Below are 23962 nucleotides of genomic sequence, written 5' to 3' on the forward strand. Positions count from 1 at the left end.
TAGAGTAAAAGCACAAAAGCAAAGCGCTTTTGAGAAAGGAGCCTGACCTATGGGCGATACGATCTTACGGGTGGATGACATCCAAAAATTTTACGGTAACAAAGGCAACCTGACAAAAGCCATCGACCACATTTCTTTTTCTGTTCGCAAAGGAGAATTTCTCGGCATCATGGGTGCTTCCGGCTCTGGCAAAACCACCTTGCTGAACTGCATTTCCACGATTGATACCGTCACCAGCGGTCATATCTATGTAGAGGAAAAGGATATCACGATGCTGCATAGAGCACAGCTTGCAGATTTCCGTGGAAAAAAGCTGGGGTTTATTTTCCAGAATTTCAATCTTCTGGACACCTTGACCGCCTATGAAAATATTTCTCTGGCCCTTTCCATCGCAGGTGCCAAACCCAGTGAAATAGAGCAGCGTATTCCACAGATTGCCCAAGCGCTGAACATTCAGGATGTATTGGGTAAATATCCCTATCAGATGTCTGGCGGTCAGCAGCAGAGAGTAGCTGCCGCAAGAGCGATGGTGACAAATCCCGCCATCGTACTGGCAGATGAGCCGACCGGCGCACTGGATTCCAATTCTTCCCGAATGTTGTTGACAATGTTGACTGAATTGAACGAGCGGCTTTCAGCAACGATTCTCATGGTAACTCATGACGCTTTTTCTGCCAGCTATTGCAATCGCATTTTGTTTATCAAAGATGGGCAGGTGTTCAACGAACTGCATCGTGGGACGGATACGCGCAAAGAATTTTTTACAAAAATTCTGGAAGTAGTTTCCGTCTTGGGAGGTGAACAGAGTGAACACATGTAAGCTGATTTTCCGAAATGTGTGCAAGAACATTCGTGACTATCTGATTTACTTTCTTACGCTGACCCTTTCGGTCAGTTTGTTCTATGCGTTCAATTCCATTTCTGACCAGCCGGCTTTTTCCAATATGGGCATGACCGGCACGCTCTTATATCGTCAGCTCGGCATTATGCTTTCTACGCTTTCCACTATGATTGCGGTTGTTCTGGCTTTCCTAATTCTTTATGCCAATCAATTTTTATTGAAACGCCGCAAAAAGGAATTAGGCGTGTATATGATGCTCGGCATGAAAAAATGGCGTATTTCCCGGTTGTTTGCAGGCGAAACGCTTTGTGTTGGCATCATTGCGCTGGGCACAGGATTGCTTTTGGGCTTTTTCTTTTCGCAAGGTTTTTCTTTAATTGCATTGCGGCTTTTTGCAATCAATCTTGAAAAGTTTCGGATCGTGTTTTCAGCCGGAGCGCTTCGCCAAACCGTGTTGTGTTTCACAATCATCTTTTTTATCGTCATGCTTTTCAATATTCGGTCTGTCACCAATGTTAAATTGATTGACCTATTGACGGACGGCAGAAAAAACGAAAGTATGCAGACTGAAAACCGTATCTTGCCGGTTTGTCTATTCCTGCTCTCGCTGCTTTGCATCGGAATTTCTGCCGCACTGTTCAACAAAAACGGGATTCTGCCATCGCATGAAAATAATCTGTTCCAGTTGGCAGCGGCGGCATTGGTCGCGGGAACTTTTCTGCTGTTCTACTCGCTGTCAGCCGTTTTCATGCAAGCAGCAAGTGCAAGGAAATGCTTTTACCTGAAGGGTCTGAATACGTTCCTTGTCCGTCAGATTGGCAGCAAAATCCGAACCAATTATCTTGTGGTAACGGTTGTATGCGGATTGCTGACCATCACGATCTGCGCCGTGTCGATTGGCGCAAGCACAGCGCTTGCTATGAACAAAATGTCCCAATCTGCAACGCCCTATGATTTGAACGTGCTTTCCAATGTTTCTGTTGATGGGGACAGCGATATTGCTGCCTATCTCGCTGCACACGATATTACCATAAGCAACTACGCCAAAGCTACAGAGCAAATCAGTGTTTACGAGGCCGATATAACCTACTCTGAACTATTTGAAGGACAGAAAGTCAAATTTTGGCCGATTGATGAAAAAGTTCCTGACAGCAAGGTTTCCGTAATCTCCATTTCGGACTTGAATCGTGCCTTAGCCATGCAGAACAAAGCACCCATCACGCTGAACGATGGCCAATACCTGTTGAACTGCAATTACAATGGAACGTATCAGTATGTTGCTGCTGCATTGCAGAGCCACCCGGAAATCACGGTTGGCGGGGCGACTTTACAGCGTGCAGAAGATAAAGTTTTGCAGGAAACATACATTATGACGTCGGTTGGCAACAATGACCGCGGCACCTTGATCGTTCCCGATTCCGTCACCGCATCTCTTGAAAAAGATGTAAATGCGCTTTTGGTGCAATATGAGCCCAATGCAGATTCCAATGAAATTTTGCAAAAGATGATTCCGATTGGATTGGATAGTACACACGGCTATCGGTATGCCGAAAAGAACATGATGTATGAGACGTTCTACGGCCTTGATGCCTTGGTGAGCTTCCTTTGCTGCTATATCGGGTTGGTCTTTTTGCTGATTTGCGCCGCACTTCTAGCATTAAAACAGCTTACCGAAACGACCGACAATGTGTATCGTTATGGCTTGCTGCAAAAGCTGGGGGCAGGCCGCAGGCAAATCGATCATACGCTTTTTGTGCAGACAGCCGTGTTCTTTGCCATTCCGCTAGTCGTCGCTGGCGTGTATTCTGCTTTTCTGATTGGCAAAGCAATGGCTGTGGTGGAAGAATTTATGAACATCCATATCGCAACAAATATCGGACTGACAATCGTTCTTTTTCTGCTTGTCTACGGAAGTTATTTCCTTGCAACGTATCTTTCCTGTAAACGTATTGTCACAGAACAGCGAGAATTGGAGGTCTAAACTATGTTGCCCGAAAATGTAAACTGGAATGCCGTATTGCAAAGCATCACCGACACATGGCTCCCTTTAATTGGTATGGTCGCCGCAATTATTTTAGTTGCCATAATCGTCCATGTAGCACAAAAGAATAAAAAGTAAAAACACCTGCCGCACGACGGCAAAAGAAAAAAAGCCGTCGTACAGCAGACATATCCGCGCGCCCATTTTGAACCGGCGGCTCAATTTTCAGAGCCGCCGCTTCTTTGTGTTTACACAAACCAATGATGACTTGCAGGGATACGGTAGCCGATTGGAGATTATTTTACCATAGCAGATCGGTTATCGCTTTCAGGAGCCCCGCATCGGCTGGATAGCCAGCGCAGCACCCCGCACCTGATACGTCACCCCACCCGCTTCGCCCCTTGCCTTCCGCTGGCACACCTCCGGGTGCTGCGTTGCAAGGGCATCAAGCTGTTTCTGCAAGTCAGGATTCAGCGTGAACACGCTGTAAGTCCCGTCCTCGCTGGCGTAGATCATGGTCTCCAGCTTAAACATCGTCAATCAGTTCTCCCTCCTCGGATTTGTCAAAGATGGTCGGTCCCCAGTCCTCGTCCTCCTCGATGTCCCGTGACATTTTCTGCATCATGGCGTAATGCTCCATCTCGGAACGGACGAAGTAGAACATCTGGTCGTACCAGTCTGCCAGCGTTTCGTCCTCCAGCTTCCGGCAGAAGTCAAGCACCAGCTTGTTCTGGTCGGGGTCAACCGTCAGCCCGGCAACTCCGCACAGCCGCTTGCGGGTCAACTCCAGATCAGCGCAGCCATAGGTGTAGAGCAGCTTCTTTTCTTCAAACGTCAGCTTCATAGGCTTGTTCCTCCGTATTAAAAAAGGGCCTGCCCTGTGCAGACCCGATGTAACAAAAAAGACTGCCGTGCGTTGTGCAGGGCGGTCAGAGATGCGACATTGTATCAGACAAAAATCAGCTCAGACTTGATGATCTCCTCGGCACGGTTGCGGATGCTGTTCATTCGGCGCACCCATTCCAGTTGATCGGCGGCTTTCAGTGCTTCGGTCACGCCCTCAGCTTCCTGCATCTGCCGGACGGTCAATGCAAGCTGCTCCTCGGTCTGTTTGTCCAGCTTGGCAAGGTAGCTATCCAGCTCCCCGGACAGGAGCAGTTGATTGTACCGGACGGGATGATGTTCTTTCAGGTACATCTTATGTAGGCGACCCCACCGCCCGGTGGGGTGCTCTGCCGGGGCTGCTGGCAGTCAGGTTCGGCAGATAGTGGTCGTTGACAAGGGTGTAGTCCAGACCGTTAGCGTTGTCATGGATGGATTTCTTCAGTTCGTTCATGCGGATTCTCCTTTCATTTCTTCAGATGGTTCAAATTGAATGGGGACTGTATCAGCAGACTCCTGTTGAGCCAGCTTTTTATTTTGGGCATACTTGCGGCATCGTTCACGGCCTTTCTGCAAGAGGGCTTCATACTCTGCTGCCGCCTGTGGATCAGTTTTAGCAGCTTCACGCAGAGCGGCACGTTTCTTTTTGCGGTTTTCCCAGGCAGTTTTCTGATATTTCTTACGCTTGGCAAGTTGCTGTTCTGTAAGATTTTTCTTGTCGCCGCGACTAATCTCAATTTGACTAGGAAACGTATCACCGATAAAATTGAAGTAGATGTCGATTTGCTGCTGACGGTAGATCGTCCGTCCGCCAGATGCGGAATGAATCACCACTTTTTCTACCAGTTCGTACAGCATTTCATCTGTCAGCGTTTCACATTCCTTGTATTTCCGAATCAGTTTGATAAAGCGTTTCAGATCAACTTTCGTTGTTTCAACGACGTCCAGTTCTTTCTTCAACTCGGCAATGCGAGCTTCGCAGACAGTTTGTTCCTCATCATATTGCGCCATCAAACGCTGATACTGTCGTTCGGGGATTTTTCCTAAGACGCTGTTTTCATATAGGCTCCGAATCAAAGCGTCCAACTCGTTCATTCTTTTTTGAACTGAATGCAGTTCTTTTTTACTCTCGGAAGATACCTGTGTGTTTTGGTTTTCCCATGCAGCTTGAAGCTGCTCGGCAAATTCATCCTCATTTTCAATAATTTCTTTTGTCATCGCTTTGATTGCATTGAGAATAGCGGTTTCAATGGTTGAGGTCTTGATAAAATGGGATGTGCAGGAAACGTACATATTACGGTATTTGCTGCACTGCCATGAAGAATCCGAATCATACACCACATCAGAATCCCGATGTTTAGATTCGGGGCTGGAAAAGCTCATTCGGGAGCCACAGTCGGCGCAGAATACCATTCCGGCTAACCGGTGCGAGTATGTTCCACTCGGAAGTTTTTTCGGATTCCTCTTGCGCAGACGCTGTGCTTGATCCCATGTTTCTTGGTCGATGATAGCCTCATGAGTGTTTTTGAATACGATCCTTTCTTCCATGGTTGCAGCACGGCGCTTTTTTAGCTTGAAGTTTTCACGGATACTTTTACATAGCACTGTATGGCCGAGGTATTCCTGCCGGTCAAGAATATAGGTCAAGGTGGTCGTATTCCACCGATAGGGGTCGTGGTACGAATGGTTTCGGGCAGCTTCGGGATGATGCCGTTCTTCGTATGCAGACGGAATCAGCACTTTTTCGTCCGAAAGCGTCTGACCGATTTGCGCAAGACTGGCACCGCTGGCTGCCATATCGAAGATCCTGCGGACAACGGAAGCTGCTTCCTCATCTACGTGAAGGGTTTGCTTATCACCGGGAACCCGCTTATAACCGTAGGGAATACTGCCGCTGCACCGTTTGCCATCCTGCATCCGCGATTTGAAAACGGCACGGATTTTATTGCTGGTGTCCTTAGCGTACCACTCGTTCATGATATTCAGGAAAGGGGTAAAGTCATTGTCCGTGGGATTGGCACTATCCACATTGTTATTGATGGCGATAAACCGAACGCCCTTTGAAGGAAACTGAATTTCTGTGTAAAATCCAACTTCCAGATAATTGCGTCCGAAACGGCTCATGTCCTTTACAATGACAGTTGCAATGTGCCCGGCTTCGATTTCGGCAATCATGGACTGGAAGCCGGGACGGTTAAAATTCGTTCCACTGTATCCATCGTCCGTAAAATGCTGGATGTTGTTAAAGCCGTTTTTGCGAGCGTAATCTTCCAGATACTTTTTCTGATTCAAAATGCTGTTAGATTCACCTTGCAGCTCATCATCTCTGGAAAGCCTTTCGTACAGTGCCGTGATTTTTCCTTGGTTGGATTTTGCCATAGTTTCACCTTCTTTTATTTTTAGTGGGAATACGATATGTAACAAAGATACGATACTTTTCTGATTTTGTAAACGCATCTTTGCTTTATCCTCAATAATTATAACCCTTCGGGTCAGTGACCACATAGGAACTGTGACATTGTAAAAGGTTGGGCTTGAGCCAAAACCGGGTCTTGCCGCTGCCGGAGCCGCCGACCACCAGCACGTTTTTGTTCCGGGCGTTCTTGGGGTCAGGTGGGCGATTGCTCATCATCAGCCGTTCCGTTTTGGTCAGGATGATATTGTCCTCAAACTTCGGAGCCATGAACGGCTCAATGTCCTTGGGCGTCCCCCACCGGGCAGAGCCGTACTCCATGCCATGCCGGTACTTCTTGGCGTTTTTTCCACGCAAATAGACCGCCAGCCGTAGCCCTGCACCGCAGCACAAACCTACCAGCAGATCCAGTGGGTGCAGGCTTGGCAGCGGGTTTGCAAACGTCATCGGGATGATGCCCATCATGGACATGATCTTATCACCCAGCTCCTTACCCTCGGCCAGCCGCCATGCCTCGCCAAGATTGGTTGCTACCAGCCCCAGCAGGAGATAGGGCAGATACAGTGCCAGCAGCTTTGTCAGCTTTTTCGTGGTCACAGTCCGCGCTCCTGTTCCTTGTGCCGGACTTTGCCGGGGAGTTCTGCCGCTGCCTGCACCAGTTCCTGCAATCGTGCCAGCACCGAGGGGCGTTTGTCCTTGTTCAGCAGGGATGCCGAATACTCCTTGAATGCCGAGTTGAATGCTTCTGCGTCCGGTGCTTTGAAAAAGACCAGATACCGGGGCGGCACCTCGGAGGTGTCCTTGCGGATGGCATAGTCGATGCCGTACTTTTTGGCATAACGTTCCAGACCACGGATGCCGGTCTTGCTGATCTCCACGCTGGACACGCCCCGGTTTTGCCGCAACAGGGTGCGGACGCTTTGCTTGCCTTGGGATGCTTTGGACTGGTACAGCCGAAACGCCGCTTTTACTGCCCGCAGGACGGTCCGGGCGGACAGCTTTGTGGTGGAGATCATAATGTTGAATGTTTTCTGTTCGATTTCTTCCTGCACTGCCATCACCTCCCGTGCAGCAGGGTGATTTTAGCGGTCATGCTCTGCCGGAGGCTTGGTGCGGGGCTTTTCTGCCGGAGATTCATCAGGCACCGGCAGCACCAGCAGACGGTTGCCCAGCTTCAGAAAGGCTTCCGGCTGATGAAAAAGCTGCTCGTACTTCTGCGCCATCTCCGGGGGCAGGGATGCAAAATCCTCCTCGCCCAGACCCACCACCAGAAAAGTCCCGGCAACGGCATCGTACATCTGCCCGTTTTCATCCCGCAGGGCACGGTTCAACGGCAGACCCATGAGCTTGCCGTCGTCGTTGTAAACGATGGCAACCGGGTCATCGGCAAAGGGGTAGCTTGCGCCGATGGAGCCGCCCACCGCCTGTTGCAAGGCTTTCAGGTCGTTGTCAATCTCGACCTGCTGCGGATGCTGTCCCGGCGCAATTTTCAGCACTGACAGAGTGTTTTCTTCCATGTGAATCCTCCTTTCCGTTCAGTCCGATTTCGTCGCTTCGTGCCGCCTGCATCAGAGCCGCCACAAAGAAGCCGAAAAAGACACCCGCTTCAAAAAAAGCGAAACCGATAAAAAAGTTCAGCATGGCACACCTCAGTCAATGCAGATGCAGGTCAGCTTCTGCCCATCTGCCATCAGGGTGGTGCTGTGATCTTCCAGATAGGTCTGAAAGCGATAAATATCCTCCACCGTCAGGGACACAATGGTGCTGTGCCCATCGGTGCGGTAGAAGATGACCGGACCGGTCAGGTACCGCTTGCCTGCCAGCTTGAGGACCTGCGCCGGATTGTAGCTGATAAACAGCGGCGCACCCTTCACGGCGATCAGGGCATCTTCCTCGTCGAAACAGGGAAGAATGGAAGGAGCATCCTCCTCCATGATAATGGTCAGCTCCATGTCCGGGCCGATGGCGGCAAGGTAGACATTCTCGCTTGCCATTTCGGTCAAGCAGGATGTCGCCTGTTTCAGCATGGACAGGATGTTCACGTCTACCGTGATCTGCGGGGCGTGAGTTGCTGAGTGAAAAGGAATCGTATTGTTCATGGGCGTTACCTCCTGAATTTTTGCAAAAATAAAAGACCCAACCGGGTCTTACGTTCATCGTTCTGCTTCCTGCTTACGCTTTTTCAGCTTGGCTTGCTGCCGTTGCTGTTGCCACGCATCCAAAAGCTGAATGATTTTTTCTTCCATTTGCCGGGGCGTGTAACTGCGCGGAAAGTATTTGCGCAGGATGTCGTTTTTGATAGTTACGGTGTCCTGCTCACTCTTCTTTTCCTGCCCCAAAATATCAAACGCCTTTTCATAGGTGAACTCACCGCACTGCGCCATCTTCTTTAGTTGCTGAGCCTGCGATACAGATGGGGCATTTTGGGTACCATCCATGGCTTCTAAAAAATCCCGCTGTTGTCTTTCGTCCAGATAGGACAGCTCCACAGCGGGATTGAAGGAGATCTTCTTTTGATCTACGAGGTCGAGCATTTCCGGGATGAGGTTGGTCAGGCGGATATAACGTCGAACTGTATCACCGCTTATGCCTTGGTCTTTGGCAACTGCATCATCGCTGCGGAACTTCGCCGCAACTTGCGGCGAAGTTAAATCCGACCTAGCACCTTGATTTTTTAGAGCTTCCAGCTTCATTTTGTAGGCAAAAGCCCGTTCACTGGGCAGGATGTTCTCACGTTGGAGATTGCTGTCCACCATCAATATCACGGCAGCATCGTCCGACATCTGCCGCACAATGACCGGCAGCGTGTCCAGCCCGGCAAGTTTAGCCGCATACTGACGGCGGTGCCCGGAGATGATCTCATAGCCGTCACCGTCTGGGCGAGGGCGGGCAATCAGCGGAGCCAGCACACCGTACTGTGCGATGCTCTCCACCGTCCGGGTCATGGCTTCATCGTCCAGCACCTTGAAGGGGTGGTTGGTGAAGGGGTGCAGGTCGTCAATGGGAATCTGCTGCACCTGTTCCCGTTGCTCCTCCTGTCGGTTTTCCTCGGTGGAAAACAGGTCATCTAGCCCTTTCAGCGCTAAGTTTCCGTTGTCGATCGGCATCCGCCTGCACCTCCTTTGCGAGAGATTTGTAGGCTTCTGCCACCTTGCCCTTGGGGTCATAGGCAAAGATGCTTTTGCCTGCCGCACTGATTTCAGCCGCACGAACGGAGCGGGGAATGGTCTGGTCAAACACCTTCAGGTGCTTCCCGTATGCCTGACGAATTAGATTGCTGATCTGTTTTCCGTAGTTGGTGCGGTTGTCGGTCATGGTCAGCAAGATACCCTCGATTTTCAGCTTCGGGTTGATCTGCCGCCGAACCTTCTGCACGGTCTGCAAAAGTTGCTCCAAGCCTTTTGCAGACAGGTATTGTGCCTGCACAGGAATCAAAGCAGCGTCTGCCGCCGCCAGTGCGTTGATCGTCAGCATCCCCAACGAGGGCATACAGTCCAGCAAAATAAAATCGTACTCCCGTTTGGCACTGTCCAGCACCTGCTTGAGCATCTTCTCCCGGTTCATACTGTTCACGAGGGCTACTTCCAGTCCTGCCAGTTCGATGTTTGCCGGGATCAGGTCAATGCCCTCCGCATGGTGCAGAACGCCCTCACCGGGCTGAATGGGCTGGTCGTTCATGGCTTTTTGCATCAGGGTAGAGAGGGTAGTGGGCAGTTCATCGGGCTGCTGCCAGCCCATGCTGATGGTCAAAGACCCCTGCGGGTCGGTGTCCACCAACAGGACTTTCTTGCCCTCCATTGCCAGTCCAATGCCTAAGTTCTCACAGGTGGTGCTTTTCCCCACACCGCCTTTTTGATTGGTGACTGCGATAATCGTAGCTTTCTTTGCGATAACATCACCCCGCTTTCGGTGAACCGCGCGCAAAGTCGTGGTTCGTCTTGTTCTGATAGTAGAGGTTCATGGTGGTGGGCGCATTGTAGAGCATCGCCAGCAGATACTGCTTCATGTTTCGCACCGGGGCGGTGTTTTCTGCCAGAGAATCCAGCACAAAACGGATGTGGTCGGCATTCAGTTTTTTCAGCCGACTGTGTACCACCTCGGTGGGCTTATCGTCTCCGGCGATCCGCAACATCTTGCGTTTGGTGGAACAGGTGTCCACAAGCAAGTCCACGATCTGATAGATGGTGTCCTCATCATCCGGGCAGAGCCGGAGCAGAAGGTCTACCTCCAAAGACTGCGAAAAATATTCTTCCAGTCGTGTGCGCTCATCCGCACCGTCCCCTTTCTCGGAAAAGAAAGGGTCAGTCTCACTCATTTCAATATTATTCCACTCAGTCTTATTTCCTCGTGATTTTGCCGTTTCCTGCTGCGCTGAATCCGCGGCACCGGAACCGTTCTTTTCACGATTCCGGAAACGCGGGTCTGCAAAGTTTTTGACGTAGATGAGGTTCGGCTTTCCCAAGCCCCGGCGTTTCCGTTCAACAAGTCCGGCGTTTTCCAGCTCACGAAAGAGCTTCGTTGCCTTGTTATCGGCACAGCCAAGCGCATCCATAACCTCCTGTATGGGAAAAATGATATACACCCTTCCCTGCTCATCCAGCCATCCGTTTTTCACCGACAGCCCCATGCGGTCCAGCAGGATGCCGTACAGCGTTTTGGCATCGGTGGACAGGTCCTTGAATTTTATGTCCCGGAATAAAATTTGGGGCACCCGGAAATACGAGAACATCTCGCCCGACTGCCCATAGAAATAGTCAAACATCCTGACTTCTCCGCTTGTTCTGCCTTGTCACATCCTTGACACCTCCGTTCGTAGTATGATGAAATATGTATGACTATCGTTATTTTTCTTTACAAAGATGGCCTGCCATGCTACAATAGCCGCATCTACGGCCACCGGACAACAGGAAAAGAGTATCTCATGGCCAAAACTGCTGACACCATTGCCATCTATTCCCGCAAGTCCCGCTATACCGGCAAGGGCGAAAGTATCGGAAATCAGATCGACCTCTGCCGCGAATATATCCGCACTCACTACGGCGATGCCGCCGCGGAACATGCCGTTGTCTTTGAGGACGAGGGCTTTTCCGGCGGCAACCTGAACCGCCCGGATTTCAAAAAGATGATGACTGCGGCCAAGGACCGGAAATTCAAGGCCATCGTGGTCTACCGTTTGGACCGCATCAGCCGCAACATCAGCGACTTTTCCAGCCTGATTGAAGAACTGGGACGGCTGGGCATCGACTTCGTGTCCATCCGGGAGAGCTTTGATACTTCCAGCCCCATGGGACGTGCCATGATGTACATCGCATCGGTGTTCAGTCAACTGGAGCGGGAGACCATTGCAGAGCGCATCCGGGATAATATGCACGAACTGGCAAAGACCGGGCGCTGGTTGGGCGGCACCACCCCCACGGGATACGCCTCCGAGAGCGTCAAGAGCATCACGGTGGACGGCAAGACAAAAAAAGCTTGCAAGCTGAAGCTGCTGCCGGATGAGGCAGAGATCATCTACAAAATTTTCGACCTCTATGAGCAGTACGATTCCCTGACCATGACCGAGACCGAGCTGCTGCGGCAGGGCATCAAAACAAAAATGGGCGTTCTTTCACCCGGTTTTCCATCAAGTTTATTTTGCAGAATCCTGTCTACCTGATTGCAGACAAGGACGCCTATCAGTATTTTGTGGACAACGAAGCGGAGCTGTTCGCCCCGGAGTCCGATTTTGACGGCGTGCGGGGCGTGCTTGCTTACAACCGCAGCGATCAGGAAAAGGGGCGTGCCACCGTCTACAATCCCATCAGCGAGTGGATCGTTTCAGTGGGCGAACACCCCGGCATCATTTCCTCCAACCGGTGGATCCGGGTGCAGGAATCGCTGGAGCGGAACAAATCCAAGTCCTACCACGCATCCCGCGGCAACGAGGCGCTGCTGACCGGTCTGCTGTGGTGCTCCTGCGGCAGCCGGATGTACCCCAAGGTCACCGGGCGCAAAACGGCAGACGGGCGGGTGGTTTTTCCCTATATGTGCAAGCTGAAGGAGCGCAGCCGCCGGGAGCTTTGCAGCGTGTCCAACGCCAACGGCAATCTGTTGGATGCCGCCATCTGTGAACAGGTCAAGCACCTTGCCGACCATTCCAGCGACTTTATGAAACAGTTGGAAAAAGCACGGAACGCCCACGCGGGCAATCGCTCCGAGTGTGAGACCAAGCTTTCTGCCCTGCGCAAGGAGCAAGCCGAGACGCAGCGGAAGATCACCTCCTTGATTGATTCGCTGACAGATTTCGGCGACAGTACCGCCGCCGTCCATCTGAAAAAGCGCATCGAGGAGCTGAACGGTCAGGATGCCGCCCTGAGCTCCCGCATCCGGGAGCTGGAAAGCCTTACGGACGAAGGCGTTCTGGCAGGGATGGAATTTGACCTGATGCGTCAACTGCTGACTGTGTTCCACGACAACATCGACGATATGACCGTGACCCAGAAACGTGCCGCCATCCGCACGGTGGTGCGCAAGGTGGTGTGGGACGGCAAGGTGGCGCATGTGGTGCTCTTCGGCTCACCGGAGGATGAGATCGACTGGACCACCTTCCCGGTAGACCCGGAAGAGGACGAGAATGCCCCTGAGGGCGGTGGAGATGGTTCCGATTCTCCATCCGGCGTTCGCTCGGGTGAGGATAGCATTTTCAATGCACCGGCTGGCGTAGGTGGAAAAGCGTGCCCGACGGTCAGAGTCGAAAGTATCCACCGCTTTCATCAGGCCGATGGTGCCGATGGAAATAAGGTCGTCCTGATCGCCGGGCAGGGCGTAGTATTTTTTCGCCACATGCACCACCAGCCGCAGATTGTGCCGGATGAGCGTTTCCCGCGCCGTGGGGTCGCCCGCCCGCAGGGCCGCAAAGGTCTCGACCTCTTCCCGTGCGCTCAGGGGCTTGGGGAAGCTCCCCGCTTCCAGATGAAGCGCCAGAACCAGAAACTTTGTGGCAAAAAATTGCAGCAGAGTCAACAACATACAACGCACCTCCCAAACTATGGTCCTCCTACACTGTATGAGCGGGGACAAACGGTTCAGAAGTTGTCTGCCTGCTGCACTTTCCTGTATCCTGTTCTTGCTGCGATCTGATTCATTGCAGTTTCAGCTTACAACAAAAAATGAGATAAGCAATCCCTTTCGGGGAAGTCTATCTCATTTTGATCTTGTCAATATCCGTTGACAGATATTGGCTCTTTGCGTTCCCTGTGTCAACTTTTATTGTACAACACCACTTTTCAACGACCCGGTTCCATGTTACAATAAGAAAAAACGAAATCGGGTGATCTTTTGGATTTTTATGGTACCATCGGCCCGGCCTGCGCACAGCCGGCGATCTTGCAGCACATGGTGGAAGCCGGCATGACCGGCATCCGCATGAATCTTTCCCACGGGCCGCTGGCGGCGCACACCGACTGGCTGGCCATGATCCGCGCAGCCGGCATCCGCCAGCTGCTGATCGACCTGCAGGGGCCGGAACTGCGCATCGGCACACTGACCCAGCCCCTTGTGCTGGAACCGGGGCAGAGCCTCCGGCTGGGGCAAGGGGGTGTTCCCTGCCCGGCGGCGCTGGTGCAGGCGGCCCGGCCTGGCCAAAACCTCCTGCTGGACGACGGCAGGCTCCTTGTGCAGGTTGCCGGAGCCGACGGCGCGGCCCTGCAGTGTACCGTGGTGCGCGGCGGCACCCTGCAGAGCCGCAAAAGCCTTGCGGCGCCGGGGCTGGCGGTAGCCTCCCCCACGTTGACGGAGGCAGACCTGCAAAACCTGCAGCTGGCGGGAGCCTGCGGCGTTACCGGGGTGATGCTGCCCTTCGTGCGGGGGGCCGAGGACATCCGCACCCTGCGCCGGGCGCTGGAACAGGCCGGGGCCGGGCAGATCCGCATTTTTGCCAAGATCGAGAGCCTTGCGGGGGTGCAGGCCCTGCCGGAGTTCCTGCCTCTTGTGGATGAGGTGGTGATCGCCCGCGGAGACCTTGGCAATGCCATGCCGCTGTGGGAGCTGCCCCGCTGCCAGAAGCAGCTTTCCTCCGCCTGCCGGGCTGCAGGCGTGCCCTTTATGGTAGTGACCCAGATGCTGGACAGCATGTGCACCCGCGCGGTGCCCACCCGTGCCGAGGTGAGTGACATTTACAACGCCGTGCTGGACGGCGCGGCCAGCGTGATGCTGACCGGTGAGACTGCCGCGGGGCAATACCCGGTGGAGGCTATGGAGTATCTTGTGCGCACTGCCCGCACTGCCTTGGAATAACCAGGATGAAACGGTTGTTTTCTCTATGATCGGTGGTTCCTGCAAAGATTATACCGCATTCGCCACCAGGGTGGCAATGAGCCAGCCGCCTGCTCTTTACACAAACGGATTGTAGAACCGCCCGAACCGGATGGTCACGGTGAGGCTGAGGAGCAGCAGAAGCACCCCGACACCCAGCGCGATGAGATCGCAGCGGACGAAAGGCCGCTGGGTGTACCAGGTGCGCTTGTTCATTTTGCCAAAGCCGCGCAGCTCCATCGCGTTGGAGATGGTGTCGATGCGGTTCAGGCTGGTCAGGATGAGCGGCAGCAGGATGTTGACGGAGTTTTTGAGCCGCTTGAAGAAGGGTTCCTTTCTGCCAAGCTCCACACCGCGGGCCTGCTGGGCCTGGCTGATGCTGTGGTAGTCGCGCTGGATGTCCGGAATGTACCGCAGCGCAATGGCCACCGAGTAGCCCACCTTGTACGAAATGCCGATGCTGTTCAGGCTGGCCGCAAACTCGCTGGGGTCGGTGGCCGAGATGAACAGGATGGCCACGGGCAGGGCCACGAAATACTTGAGCGAGATGTTGCACATATAAAACAGCTGCTCGGCCGTCAGGTCATACCGCCAGAACAGGTGGCAGAGCACCGTGCGGGTGCCGTACAGCGTCGTGCCCTGGTCGGGGTCGAACAGGAAGATGAACAGGTTGTTCAGCAGCAGGAACACCAGCATGAACACCAGCATGAACCGCACCTCGCGGAACCTGATCCGGCTCAACTTGAACGCGGCCAGGCTGACCGCCAGCAGCACCAGCAGAACCCAGGTGTTGTAGGTGATCATGCTGGCAAAGGTGAACAGCAGAAAGAACGCCAGCTTGGTGGTACCGGTGAGCTTGTGAATGACGCTCTCCCGCGGGAGATAATTCAAAACAGTTTTAGCGGCCATGTTCCCGCACCTCCCGGTCCTGCGCGATGAAGCGCTCCACAAATTCCTGCGCGGGCGCAATGCCGCAGCGGTTGGCCAGCGTGTAGAGGCTGGTCTCCTTCAGTGCGGCCTGCTGGATGAGGGCGGGGTCGCACAGAACGCCCGCCGGGCTGCGGTCCGCGATGAGTTCACCGTCGCAGAAGACCAGCGCCCGCTGGGTGTATTCGAGCATCAGGTGCATGTCGTGGGTGATCATCACGACCGTGACGCCCTGGGCGTTCAGCCCCCGCAGGAACTCCATGATGTCGGTGTAATGGCGGAAATCCTGGCCCGCCGTAGGCTCGTCCAGCAGGATAAGCTCCGGGTCCAGCGCCAGTACGCTGGCGATGGTGACACGCTTTTTCTGGCCGAAGCTCAGCGCCGATACTGGCCAGTTCCGGAAGGGATACAGCCCGCAGATCTTGAGCGTCTGTTCCACCTTTTCCCGGATCTGCGCTTCGGTCAGGCCGGAGCGCTGCAGTCCCAGTGCCACTTCGTCGTAGATCATGGTCTTGGAGATCATCTGATTGGGGTTCTGCATCACATAGCCGATGTGCTGGGCACGGCGGCGGATGTTCTCCTCAGCCAGCGATCTGCCGTTGAGGAAGATCTCGCCCGCATCCGGCGTCTCGAACCCGCAGATGAGCTTGGACAGCGTGGATTTGCCCGCGCCGTTCCGGCCCACGATGCTGACCATCTCCCCTTTGCCGATGGAGAAGCGGACATTCTTCAGGGTCGCCTGCCCCTTCTGATAGCCAAAGCTCAGGTCCCGCACTTCCAGCAGCGGTTCCGGGGCCGGGGCCGCTTCCGGCTGCGGATAGGCGGTGAACCAGTTTCGCAGGGCCGTGGTGTCGGCTTCGTTCAGGACGAGGCTGTCCACATGCGACGGGTGCTTTTCCGGGGTAATGTCCACGCCCGCATACCGCAGAGCGGTCAGGTAGAGCGGCTCCCGGATGCCGTTTTCGGTCAGCAGGGAGGTGGAAAGCAGCGCGTCCGGGCGGAGGTCAGCCAGAATTCTGCCCTCATTCACGAGGACGATGCGGTCCACGCTCCGCCAGAGGACATCCTCCAGCCGATGCTCGATGATGAGCACGGTGGTGTCGGTCTTTTTCTGGATCTCGTCGATGAGCTCCATGGTCTGCTTGCCGGTGGCCGGGTCCAGGTTGGCCAGCGGCTCGTCGAAGAGCAGGATCTTGACCTGATCCACCATAACGCCCGCCAGACTGACCCGCTGCTTCTGCCCACCGGAAAGCTCATGCGGTGCATAGCCGAGGTGGTTCTCGATGCCCACCAGCTCCGCAGCGCGGCGGGTGATGGTGTGCATCTCCTCCTGCGGCATACAGCTGTTTTCCAGCGCAAAGGCGATGTCCTCGCCCACGGTCAGGCCAATGAACTGGCCATCCGGGTCCTGCAATACCGTGCCCACATGGGCCGACAGCTCAAAGATGCTGCTGTGCGGCGCATCCACGCCGTCCACGGTCAGGGTTCCGGTGCACACGCCGGGGTTCGAAAAGGGGTTCAGGCCGTTGATGCAGCCTGCCAGCGTACTTTTGCCGCTGCCGGACGGGCCTGCGATGAGCACACGCTCCCCCGGATAGATGTCCAGGTCGATGCCGGTCAGCGTGGGACGCTTCTGGGCGCGGTACTGGAACGAGAAATCTCGGAACGAGATGATGGGTTCGTTACGTTCTGCCATGGGCAAATTACCTCAGCTGTTCAAACAAAAAGCCTTTCCTCCGGCGGATGGCCGAGGGAAAGGCTGCGGGTTCCATCCAGAGTCGCTCCGGCCGGGATCACTCCTGGTCGAGAGAGCCCTTCTTGGCGATGGTCCTGGTGTAGGCCAGCACCAGCAGGCCGCCCACCACCACAGCGGTGATGATGTTGGACACAGCGGCAAAGGCACCCTGCGCAAAGACCTTCTTGACCGGCTCGGCGTAGATCAGGATATCCAGCACCGGGGCCACCACGATCCAGGCCAGCAGATGGGCTGCAATGTTGGCGACCGTAAAGGCGGCCATCTTCTTTTTGCCAAACTCGCCCTCCTGCAGGTCCAGCTTTTTGGCGAACAGGCCCACCACAACGCCCACAAAGGCCGAAGCGATGACCCAGCTCCACCACGGGCTGCCGCCCCAGGACAGGTCGATCAGGGTGTGGCCGATGAAGCCGATCAGACCGCCGACCACCGGGCCGTACATCGCGGCCAGCAGGGCCAGAACGGCGTACTGCAGGCTGATGTTGGTGTTGGGCACCGGGCTGGGAATGGCCACGAACCGGCCCAGAACAAAGAACAGGGCTGCGCCGATGCCGACGGCGACCACTGGTTTGATGCTGTTGTTGTTTTTCATATTCTTTCGCTCCTCTTTTTTGCACCGCAGTGTGCGGCATTTTTTTCAAGGCATTGTCAGTATACGACAAGCCGGGAACCCTTGTCAATGGACAAACAACTCTCTTTGCAGAAAAACCGCCGGTTTTGCCGTTTCAGCGGGAGCTTTGGGGCTGCGGCACCAGTTTGCAGACCAGCCAGACCATCACCGGCGTCAGCGGGAGCCACACCAGTGTGCACAGCAGGTTGAACAGGGTGTGGGCGTTGGCGATCTGCCGCGCCAGCACTTCCAGCTCCGGTCCCTTGGGCGAGACGGCCTCCACCAGTCTTGTCATCCAGGGCAGGGCCAGCAGGCAGACCACGCTGCCCGACAGGTTGAAGCAGCAGTGCGCTGCCGCCGTCCGCCGGGCATCCGTAGGCTGACCCACCGCCGCCAGCACCGCCGTAATGGTCGTGCCGATGTTGTCCCCCAGCAAAATGGGCAGGGCACCGGCCAGCCCCAGCACACTGTGGATGCCGTCCGGCCCGGCCTGCTGTGCGGCCCGCTGCAGCACCGCGATGGTGGCCGAGCTGCTCTGCACCGCCAGCGTCATCCCGGTGCCCAGCAGCAGCCCCAGCAGCGGCGTATGCCGCACCTGCGTCATCCAGCGGAGGAAGACCGGGTGTTCGGCCAGCGGAGCCATCGCGCCGGACAAAACCTCGATGCCGTCGAACAGCAGGCCGAACGAAAACACCGCCAGCCCCAGCTGCCGCGTCCGCTCCCGCCGGGCCAGCAGCCAGACCAGCACCCCCGCAAACAGGATGGGGAACACCCAGTCCGCCAGCCGGAATGCCACCAGCTGGGCTGTCATGGTGGTGCCCACATTGGCCCCGAACACCACGGCCACGGCCTGCGGCAGCTCCATCAGCCCGGCGCTGACGAACCCGATGACCATCACCGTGGTGGCCGAGCTGCTCTGCAGCACCGCCGTAACCAGCAGCCCCGCCAGCGCCCCGGTGAGCGGTGTGCGGGTGATGCGGCGCAGGAATCCCCGCATCCGCTCCCCTGCCGCCTGCTGCAACGCCCGGCTCATGTTCTCCATCCCAAACAAAAACAGCGCCAGCCCACCGGCCAGCCCGAATGCCGCCCGAACGCCTTCCCCCATGTGTCGTCCTCCTCTCGGTGTGGATAACACAAAAATACTCGCCTTCCGGTGGGAAAGCGAGTACATTTTGCAAGGGAGCCGGTCATTTGTCCGTCCGGACGCAGCGCAGGGCATACCGCGCCTGCCCGCCCGTGGTGCAGGTAAACAGCTCTCTGCAAGTCTTGCTCTTTGGGGAGGAGTTCTTAGTTCTTGCTGGTCAGCTTGAAGCCGTTCAGGGTGTGGATGGTGGTCACGATGACATTGACGTTGTTGACGATGGAGCTGCCAGCAGAGAAGACGCGGGCGATGTAGTTGAACAGGGTGCCAACGTTCAGGAAGATCTTCCAGGCCTCGGTATCGGTGATCGAGCCACCGTTCAGGTAGACCATCTCGTTCTCGTCGATCTCGGCAAAAGCAGCGGGCATCTTGATTTCGTTCATAACAGGGATTCCTCTCTTTCAAACATTCGATTCGTTTTTGTGTTTCAGCAATGCAGGCCGACTCAGCCGTGCATCGCAACCAGTGTCACGACCAGGACCGTCGTTCCGACGATCAGGATCTCGCCCAGGTGGTCCTCCAGCCGGAAGGTGCTGGCGGGCTGTTCGGCTGCCTCCGGCTCCGGCTTCGCGGTGGACTCGCCCGACACAGGCGTCCAGTGGGCATACAGGGTCTGCCCATCTTCCTGGAACTCGTACTCAGCCGGCTTGATCTTATCGCCGCCCACAAGATCCGTATACCAGCCATCGAAGAGGTAGCCTTCCATGGTGGGGGTGGGCAGTCTGGAGATCCGGTAGTTCTCCGTGCCATCCGAAGTTTTGATGCGGTAGACGAAGACGTACTCCGGGGTGCCGATGCCGCCCTGCCGCTCCAGATAGATGGTGTAATAGTTGGGGTTGTCCGCAAATGCCAGCGGCGTCACGCAACAGAACATTGCCAGCGTCACCACACCGAGCATCAGCCGCTTCAGGAATTGCTTCATCGTTGCTGCCTCACTTTCCAGTCTTGCCGGTGCCGGGCAGCACCCTGCGCCGGAACCAGGGAGATTCCACGCCCTTCCGGGCAGACTTTCTCTATATAGGTTATACGATAAACTCAGCGTTTTGTCAATCGGAACTGCGCAATTTTCGCATTTTCGTGTTTTCCGAAACCGCAGCCCCGCACCGTGCTGCGGCATCAGGGCGCTGTGAGCAGGGAAACCACGGCACCAGCGCAGGGTCTTCGGCAGAATGCCGCCTGCCAGGTGATGTGTTCCGGCTCCACCGGCTCAAAATAGCAGGAGGAACACGCCGCAGCCACACCTTCTGCCTCGTCTGCACTCCCGCGCACCGTGCAGAACACCGCCGTCGGGCCGTCGGCCCCGCCAATGACAGCGATGGCCGCATCCCCTTCCCCCTGCGGTTCCAGTCCATACTTCTTTTCCAACGCTGCCCGTTCGGGCGGCAGATTCCGGGGTCGGCGGCGCGGGTGGTCCCCCTCAGCGCAGTCGGAGAGGAAGAAATTTTCGGCAGCCGGGGTCAGGCGGTAGGTCATCATACAGAAGCGGTTGGGCCACTCCCAGCCATCACAGTCCGGAAGTTCCAGCGTTTCCGACCGGACATCCAATGCAGTCAGCTGATAGGTCTGTGCGTTTCCCGGTTCGTGCAGCGTCACCGACCCGCCCACCGCAGGGGTCCGGAACCGTTCCGCCGGGTGTTGTTCCAGTTCCGCTTCCAGCCGCACCTCCAGGGCACGGAAGCGCTTCGGGCAGCTCTTCCGGCTCCGGGTCGCCCAGGGGTAGCTTTCCCGCCAGAACTTCCAGACCGTCGTTTCATCCAGCCCATAATGCCGCAGGAACGCTGCGCCTGTATCATCGCCGGCCATCTCTCCCGGCAGATAGCCCGCCCCGCAGCCATCTCTGGAATGCAGCCGCATCCCATTCAGTTCTAGCTCCGCACAGAACCCCACATTCAACGGGTTTTCCTGTTCCATCTGCTGTTCCTCGGCTCTGGTCAGGGTGCGGCTGCATTCGCCGTCTTCGGTCAGGCCCCATTTTTCCATATAGGCCCGCAGTTCTTCCTGCGGCACCTCCATCGCAAAGTCCACGACCAATCCCTGTCGGCACCGGTAGACCGCCGGAATGCGCCACTTGTACCCATGCCATTCAAATTCGCGGTCCACGCGCAGTTCCTCGCCGGGGTCGTTTCCCTCCTGTGTTCCCCAGAAATTTTTCCCAAAGCAGACCTTCCAGCGGCGGTGTTCGTGTCTCATGGCAGTTGTCCCCTTCCGTTTTTCTCTATTTTAACACCATTTCATCGGCCCCGCAATTTCTTTGCGAATTTTTGCCAGCTTCCAGCCGCCTGCCCCTACACAAACGGCGGCGGTTGTGCTATGATAAGGCTGAAAAATCGGTTTGGCACTGCCAACCCATGAAGAAGGTGTCGTTCATGTCTGATCTGCTTGAGACCCTGCGGCAGGAGGGCGTCGATCCCGCGCTGCTCGCCGCTGTGGAAGAATACCGCGCAGCCCACCCGCTGGCCGAAGCTCTGCGCCCCCGCATCCCGGTGTCGGCCTTTACCTATTATGGTAAGGACGTCTGGGAGCAGGCGCTGGCGGCGCTGCTCTGCGGCGAAAACCTGCTGCTGGCAGGCGGAAAAGCCACCGGCAAAAACGTGCTGGCCGAAAACCTTGCCGCCGCCTTTGGCCGTCCCGCATGGGACATCTCCTTCCATGTAAACATGGATGCAGCATCCCTCATCGGCATGGACACTTTTGCGGACGGTCAGGTGGTGTTCCGGCCCGGCCCGGTATACCGCTGCGCCCAGTGCGGCGGCTTTGGTGTGCTGGATGAGATCAACATGGCCAAAAACGAAGCGCTGGCCGTGCTGCACGCGGTGCTGGACTTCCGCCGCGCCATCGATGTGCCCGGCTACGACCGCATCCCGCTGGCGGAGGAGACCCGCTTTATCGCCACCATGAACTACGGTTATGCCGGCACTCGTGAGCTGAACGAGGCCCTCACCTCCCGTTTCGTGGTCATCCAGATGCCCACCATTACGCAGGACGATCTGGAAAAGCTGCTCCGTGCCCAGTTCCCCGACCTGCACGCAAACTATGTCCACCAGTTCGCCCTGCTGTTCCTTGACCTGCAGAAAAAATGCGACAGTGCAGAAATTTCCACCAAGGCGCTGGATCTGCGCGGTATGCTGGATGCCCTGCGGCTGATCCGGCGCGGCATCCCGGCAGGCGCGGCACTGGATATGGGCATCACCAACAAGGCCTTTGACTCCTATGAGCAGGGCCTGATCCGTGACGTCATCGCCGCCCGCATCCCGGCGCAGCTCACTGCCGCAAAGCTGTTCCGCTGATGGAAGCCCAGAGTTACACCGCGCAGGAGCGGCGTGCGGCCAATCAGGTCTGGGCTGCTGCAGGAGCCTATGGCTTTGAGCCGTTGTTTCTGGCCCGCTATACCGACGGCACCACCGATTTTTACATGAACTGCATCGTGGGCCTGGTGCACAAATATTACGGCGACGATCTCATCCGGAGCCTGTTCGGGCTTTGGGATGGCGACATCCGGGAGGCCGAACTCGACGACCTGACCTGGCTCTACCTCGAAAGCGCAGCCTATCGGCTGGAGCTGCCCCGCCGCCCGGTTCTGGAAGCGCTGCGCCATGCCCATGCAGATTACTTTTTTGCGATTCAATACAAGCTCTCCCGTCAGGAGTGGATGGCAAAAAATCAGCTGGTCTACACCATGCAGGCCGCACGCTGGCGGCGTGTGCTGGGCCGCACCGACCCGGTGATGACCCCTTACGAGTCCGGCCTTGCCGCCGCGCTGGCCCCGCAGACGCCGCCGGAACCGGCTGCGCTGAAACCGGCCCTGCTGGCCCTCTTTGCCCGCGCGAAGCTATTTGACGGCACCGTGCACAAAAAGGCCGCGCTGCACCTGCATCTCGAAGGGCTTCTGGCTTCGCTTGCCACCAAAACGCTCCCCACCCAGATGATCAAAACGGACCGCGTCATGGTCGAGCACTCCAGCGCGGTGGATGCCGCAGGCAGCGGCGGGCTGGCGGTGGACAAGCGGCTGGCCCGCATCACCCTCCGGCAGAACGCCGCCGAAGACCGCGCCTACATCGAAAGCTGCTTCGGCCGCTCTCTCTACCCACCGGAACGGCTGCGCAAGGCTGAGCAGGAGCTTTGCGTGGGCGACCATCTGGGGTGCCATTTGTGGTTCAGCGCCGGTGTGCCAAGCCCGGAGCAGGCCCCCACCCCGGAGGCAAAACATCTGGCTGAGCAGGCCGAACTTCAGGCCGACCGCAACCGCGCTTATTACGCCAAAAATCGGGAACTGCACCGCAGTGTGGTGCTGCGGCTCACCGAGCAGATCCGCAACTGCATCCTTGTGCACCAGCAGCCCCATGCGCGGGTGGCCCGCAGCGGCAGTCTGGACCCCGTGCGGGTCTGGCGGGCCCCTGTGCTGGACGACGCCCGCGTCTTCCGCTGCGCTGAGGAGGAGAACCAGCCCGCCTTCACCGTGGACCTGCTGCTGGATGCGTCGGCCTCCCGCCTGCACTGTCAGGAGGTCATCGCAGCGCAGGGCGTCATCCTTGCCGAGAGCCTGACCGCCTGCGGCATCCCTGTGCGGGTCAGCTGCTTTTCCAGCCTGCGGGGCTACACCGTACTGCGTGTGCTCAAAGGCTTTGCAGACAAAAACCTGCAAAACATCAACCGATATTTTGCTTCCGGCTGGAACCGTGACGGCCTTGCCCTGCGGGCAGCAGGCGATCTTTTGCGGTTTGCGCCCGGTCCTGCGCCGCGGCATCTGCTCATCGTGCTGACGGACGCTTCGCCCAACGACAGCCGCCGTGTGCCGCCCTCTTCGGAAAACCCGCTGGGGCACGACTACGGTGGGGCTTTCGGTGTGGACGATGCCGCTGCCGAGGTGCGCACCCTTCGCCGCAAGGGGCTGCGGGTCTCCGCTGTCTTCATGGGCGAGGACCGCTCCATCCCCGATGCCGAGCGCATCTACGGCAAAAACATGGCCCGTATCCGCGGCATGGACCAACTGGCCCGCGCGGCCGGGCGGCTGATCCAGAACGAGATCCGTGAACTGGGCGATTGACTCCTCGCACCAAAAGACCGGGACTGCATGTTTGCGGCTCCGGTCTTTTGTTTACAACCATAGTGTTTACCCTTTCCC

The 23962-nt window shown here is 56.3% G+C and carries 24 protein-coding genes and 3 pseudogenes; 8 read left to right on the forward strand and 19 right to left on the reverse strand.

What is annotated here, in order from left to right; all coding sequences use genetic code 11:
• Positions 1–49: 49 nt before the first annotated feature.
• The 3 genes from ACNQFG_RS14120 to ACNQFG_RS14130 are packed head-to-tail and all read left to right on the forward strand — an operon-like array spanning position 50 to position 2960.
• A complete protein-coding gene (locus tag ACNQFG_RS14120; protein WP_097793307.1) occupies positions 50–820 on the forward strand; it encodes an ABC transporter ATP-binding protein in 771 nt (256 codons plus the stop codon).
• The gene (locus ACNQFG_RS14125; RefSeq protein WP_423405314.1) at positions 807–2822 is read left to right on the forward strand and encodes an FtsX-like permease family protein; all 2016 of its coding nucleotides are present in this window, start codon (positions 807–809) and stop codon (positions 2820–2822) included. The genes ACNQFG_RS14120 and ACNQFG_RS14125 overlap by 14 nt, the downstream gene beginning before the upstream one ends.
• Before the next feature lie 3 nt (positions 2823–2825).
• Positions 2826–2960: a hypothetical protein gene (locus tag ACNQFG_RS14130; protein ID WP_270834177.1), complete on the forward strand. Its 135-nt coding sequence runs from the start codon at positions 2826–2828 to the stop codon at positions 2958–2960.
• Positions 2961–3149: 189 nt separating this feature from the next.
• Here the strand turns inward: ACNQFG_RS14130 and ACNQFG_RS14135 are convergent, their stop codons facing one another.
• The 11 genes and pseudogenes from ACNQFG_RS14135 to ACNQFG_RS14185 all read right to left on the reverse strand — a co-directional run bounded on the left by ACNQFG_RS14135 (position 3150) and on the right by ACNQFG_RS14185 (position 10879).
• Positions 3150–3356, reverse strand: a complete 207-nt coding sequence (locus ACNQFG_RS14135; protein WP_423406599.1) for a hypothetical protein — start codon at positions 3354–3356, stop codon at positions 3150–3152.
• Positions 3349–3666, reverse strand: coding sequence for a hypothetical protein (locus ACNQFG_RS14140; RefSeq protein WP_423405315.1), 318 nt, complete (start codon positions 3664–3666; stop codon positions 3349–3351). Before ACNQFG_RS14140 ends, ACNQFG_RS14135 begins: the two co-directional genes overlap by 8 nt.
• Before the next feature lie 104 nt (positions 3667–3770).
• Positions 3771–4158: pseudogene (locus ACNQFG_RS14145) on the reverse strand (TnpV protein).
• The gene (locus ACNQFG_RS14150; protein ID WP_423405316.1) at positions 4155–6083 is read right to left on the reverse strand and encodes a recombinase family protein; all 1929 of its coding nucleotides are present in this window, start codon (positions 6081–6083) and stop codon (positions 4155–4157) included. The pseudogene ACNQFG_RS14145 and the gene ACNQFG_RS14150 overlap by 4 nt, the downstream one beginning before the upstream one ends.
• A gap of 103 nt (positions 6084–6186) precedes the next feature.
• Positions 6187–6714 (reverse strand): annotated as a pseudogene (locus ACNQFG_RS14155) (type IV secretory system conjugative DNA transfer family protein); the annotation flags it as partial.
• Positions 6711–7169: a PcfB family protein gene (locus tag ACNQFG_RS14160; protein WP_349150768.1), complete on the reverse strand. Its 459-nt coding sequence runs from the start codon at positions 7167–7169 to the stop codon at positions 6711–6713. The gene ACNQFG_RS14160 and the pseudogene ACNQFG_RS14155, both read right to left, overlap by 4 nt.
• Before the next feature lie 30 nt (positions 7170–7199).
• The gene (locus ACNQFG_RS14165) at positions 7200–7640 is read right to left on the reverse strand and encodes a DUF3846 domain-containing protein (protein WP_423406600.1); all 441 of its coding nucleotides are present in this window, start codon (positions 7638–7640) and stop codon (positions 7200–7202) included.
• 126 nt (positions 7641–7766) lie between these two features.
• Positions 7767–8216: a hypothetical protein gene (locus ACNQFG_RS14170; RefSeq protein WP_423405317.1), complete on the reverse strand. Its 450-nt coding sequence runs from the start codon at positions 8214–8216 to the stop codon at positions 7767–7769.
• A gap of 54 nt (positions 8217–8270) precedes the next feature.
• Entirely contained in the window at positions 8271–9224 is a 954-nt protein-coding gene (locus tag ACNQFG_RS14175) for a ParB/RepB/Spo0J family partition protein (protein ID WP_423405318.1), read from the reverse strand.
• On the reverse strand, positions 9181–10008 hold the full coding sequence (locus ACNQFG_RS14180) for a ParA family protein (RefSeq protein WP_423406601.1): 828 nt from the start codon (positions 10006–10008) through the stop codon (positions 9181–9183). Before ACNQFG_RS14180 ends, ACNQFG_RS14175 begins: the two co-directional genes overlap by 44 nt.
• A gap of 4 nt (positions 10009–10012) precedes the next feature.
• Positions 10013–10879 (reverse strand): DUF6017 domain-containing protein, encoded by an 867-nt coding sequence (locus ACNQFG_RS14185; RefSeq protein WP_423405319.1) that lies wholly within the window; start codon positions 10877–10879, stop codon positions 10013–10015.
• A 159-nt stretch (positions 10880–11038) separates the two neighbouring features.
• Here ACNQFG_RS14185 and ACNQFG_RS14190 point away from each other — a divergent pair, with 159 nt between their 5' ends.
• Positions 11039–11773 carry a recombinase family protein gene (locus ACNQFG_RS14190; protein WP_423405320.1) on the forward strand — a complete coding sequence of 245 codons (735 nt, stop codon included), beginning with the start codon at positions 11039–11041 and terminating at the stop codon, positions 11771–11773.
• Positions 11752–12177: pseudogene (locus tag ACNQFG_RS14195) on the forward strand (recombinase family protein); the annotation flags it as partial. The gene ACNQFG_RS14190 and the pseudogene ACNQFG_RS14195, both read left to right, overlap by 22 nt.
• Positions 12178–12672: 495 nt before the next feature.
• Here ACNQFG_RS14195 and ACNQFG_RS14200 read toward each other — a convergent pair.
• Positions 12673–13125 (reverse strand): sigma-70 family RNA polymerase sigma factor, encoded by a 453-nt coding sequence (locus ACNQFG_RS14200; protein WP_423406602.1) that lies wholly within the window; start codon positions 13123–13125, stop codon positions 12673–12675.
• A gap of 309 nt (positions 13126–13434) precedes the next feature.
• Here ACNQFG_RS14200 and ACNQFG_RS14205 point away from each other — a divergent pair, with 309 nt between their 5' ends.
• Entirely contained in the window at positions 13435–14391 is a 957-nt protein-coding gene (locus ACNQFG_RS14205; RefSeq protein ID WP_423405321.1) for a pyruvate kinase, read from the forward strand.
• 96 nt (positions 14392–14487) lie between these two features.
• Here ACNQFG_RS14205 and ACNQFG_RS14210 read toward each other — a convergent pair whose 3' ends face one another.
• From ACNQFG_RS14210 to ACNQFG_RS14240, 7 genes are all read right to left on the reverse strand, one after another.
• Positions 14488–15318: an energy-coupling factor transporter transmembrane component T family protein gene (locus ACNQFG_RS14210; protein WP_423405322.1), complete on the reverse strand. Its 831-nt coding sequence runs from the start codon at positions 15316–15318 to the stop codon at positions 14488–14490.
• Positions 15308–17032, reverse strand: a complete 1725-nt coding sequence (locus ACNQFG_RS14215; RefSeq protein ID WP_423405323.1) for an ABC transporter ATP-binding protein — start codon at positions 17030–17032, stop codon at positions 15308–15310. The genes ACNQFG_RS14210 and ACNQFG_RS14215 overlap by 11 nt, the downstream gene beginning before the upstream one ends.
• 97 nt (positions 17033–17129) lie before the next feature.
• Positions 17130–17681 (reverse strand): ECF-type riboflavin transporter substrate-binding protein, encoded by a 552-nt coding sequence (locus ACNQFG_RS14220; RefSeq protein ID WP_207686247.1) that lies wholly within the window; start codon positions 17679–17681, stop codon positions 17130–17132.
• A gap of 133 nt (positions 17682–17814) precedes the next feature.
• A complete protein-coding gene (locus ACNQFG_RS14225; RefSeq protein WP_423405324.1) occupies positions 17815–18804 on the reverse strand; it encodes a Na/Pi cotransporter family protein in 990 nt (329 codons plus the stop codon).
• Positions 18805–18986: 182 nt separating this feature from the next.
• Complete coding sequence (locus ACNQFG_RS14230) at positions 18987–19223, reverse strand: hypothetical protein (protein WP_207686245.1); 237 nt, start codon at positions 19221–19223, stop codon at positions 18987–18989.
• Positions 19224–19285: 62 nt separating this feature from the next.
• A complete protein-coding gene (locus ACNQFG_RS14235; protein WP_423405325.1) occupies positions 19286–19762 on the reverse strand; it encodes an InlB B-repeat-containing protein in 477 nt (158 codons plus the stop codon).
• A gap of 194 nt (positions 19763–19956) precedes the next feature.
• The gene (locus ACNQFG_RS14240) at positions 19957–21030 is read right to left on the reverse strand and encodes a hypothetical protein (RefSeq protein WP_423405326.1); all 1074 of its coding nucleotides are present in this window, start codon (positions 21028–21030) and stop codon (positions 19957–19959) included.
• Between the two features lie 176 nt (positions 21031–21206).
• Here ACNQFG_RS14240 and ACNQFG_RS14245 point away from each other — a divergent pair, with 176 nt between their 5' ends.
• Positions 21207–22127, forward strand: coding sequence for an AAA family ATPase (locus ACNQFG_RS14245; protein WP_423405327.1), 921 nt, complete (start codon positions 21207–21209; stop codon positions 22125–22127).
• Complete coding sequence (locus ACNQFG_RS14250; protein WP_423405328.1) at positions 22127–23884, forward strand: hypothetical protein; 1758 nt, start codon at positions 22127–22129, stop codon at positions 23882–23884. The genes ACNQFG_RS14245 and ACNQFG_RS14250 overlap by 1 nt, the downstream gene beginning before the upstream one ends.
• Positions 23885–23962: the final 78 nt, after the last annotated feature.

This window comes from Faecalibacterium prausnitzii (assembly GCF_049532945.1).
GTDB lineage: Bacteria > Bacillota > Clostridia > Oscillospirales > Ruminococcaceae > Faecalibacterium > Faecalibacterium prausnitzii_N.

Excerpts from the sequence above, each read along its gene's own strand:
- ACNQFG_RS14120 (WP_097793307.1), top strand. The coding sequence starts at position 50 with ATGGGCGATACGATCTTACGGGTGGATGACATCCAAAAATTTTACGGT.
- ACNQFG_RS14130 (WP_270834177.1), top strand. The coding sequence starts at position 2,826 with ATGTTGCCCGAAAATGTAAACTGGAATGCCGTATTGCAAAGCATCACC.
- ACNQFG_RS14135 (WP_423406599.1), bottom strand. The coding sequence starts at position 3,356 with ATGTTTAAGCTGGAGACCATGATCTACGCCAGCGAGGACGGGACTTAC.
- ACNQFG_RS14140 (WP_423405315.1), bottom strand. The coding sequence starts at position 3,666 with ATGAAGCTGACGTTTGAAGAAAAGAAGCTGCTCTACACCTATGGCTGC.
- ACNQFG_RS14150 (WP_423405316.1), bottom strand. The coding sequence starts at position 6,083 with ATGGCAAAATCCAACCAAGGAAAAATCACGGCACTGTACGAAAGGCTT.
- ACNQFG_RS14170 (WP_423405317.1), bottom strand. The coding sequence starts at position 8,216 with ATGAACAATACGATTCCTTTTCACTCAGCAACTCACGCCCCGCAGATC.
- ACNQFG_RS14175 (WP_423405318.1), bottom strand. The coding sequence starts at position 9,224 with ATGCCGATCGACAACGGAAACTTAGCGCTGAAAGGGCTAGATGACCTG.
- ACNQFG_RS14185 (WP_423405319.1), bottom strand. The coding sequence starts at position 10,879 with ATGTTTGACTATTTCTATGGGCAGTCGGGCGAGATGTTCTCGTATTTC.
- ACNQFG_RS14190 (WP_423405320.1), top strand. The coding sequence starts at position 11,039 with ATGGCCAAAACTGCTGACACCATTGCCATCTATTCCCGCAAGTCCCGC.
- ACNQFG_RS14200 (WP_423406602.1), bottom strand. The coding sequence starts at position 13,125 with ATGTTGTTGACTCTGCTGCAATTTTTTGCCACAAAGTTTCTGGTTCTG.
- ACNQFG_RS14210 (WP_423405322.1), bottom strand. The coding sequence starts at position 15,318 with ATGGCCGCTAAAACTGTTTTGAATTATCTCCCGCGGGAGAGCGTCATT.
- ACNQFG_RS14215 (WP_423405323.1), bottom strand. The coding sequence starts at position 17,032 with ATGGCAGAACGTAACGAACCCATCATCTCGTTCCGAGATTTCTCGTTC.
- ACNQFG_RS14220 (WP_207686247.1), bottom strand. The coding sequence starts at position 17,681 with ATGAAAAACAACAACAGCATCAAACCAGTGGTCGCCGTCGGCATCGGC.
- ACNQFG_RS14225 (WP_423405324.1), bottom strand. The coding sequence starts at position 18,804 with ATGGGGGAAGGCGTTCGGGCGGCATTCGGGCTGGCCGGTGGGCTGGCG.
- ACNQFG_RS14230 (WP_207686245.1), bottom strand. The coding sequence starts at position 19,223 with ATGAACGAAATCAAGATGCCCGCTGCTTTTGCCGAGATCGACGAGAAC.
- ACNQFG_RS14235 (WP_423405325.1), bottom strand. The coding sequence starts at position 19,762 with ATGAAGCAATTCCTGAAGCGGCTGATGCTCGGTGTGGTGACGCTGGCA.
- ACNQFG_RS14240 (WP_423405326.1), bottom strand. The coding sequence starts at position 21,030 with ATGAGACACGAACACCGCCGCTGGAAGGTCTGCTTTGGGAAAAATTTC.
- ACNQFG_RS14245 (WP_423405327.1), top strand. The coding sequence starts at position 21,207 with ATGTCTGATCTGCTTGAGACCCTGCGGCAGGAGGGCGTCGATCCCGCG.
- ACNQFG_RS14250 (WP_423405328.1), top strand. The coding sequence starts at position 22,127 with ATGGAAGCCCAGAGTTACACCGCGCAGGAGCGGCGTGCGGCCAATCAG.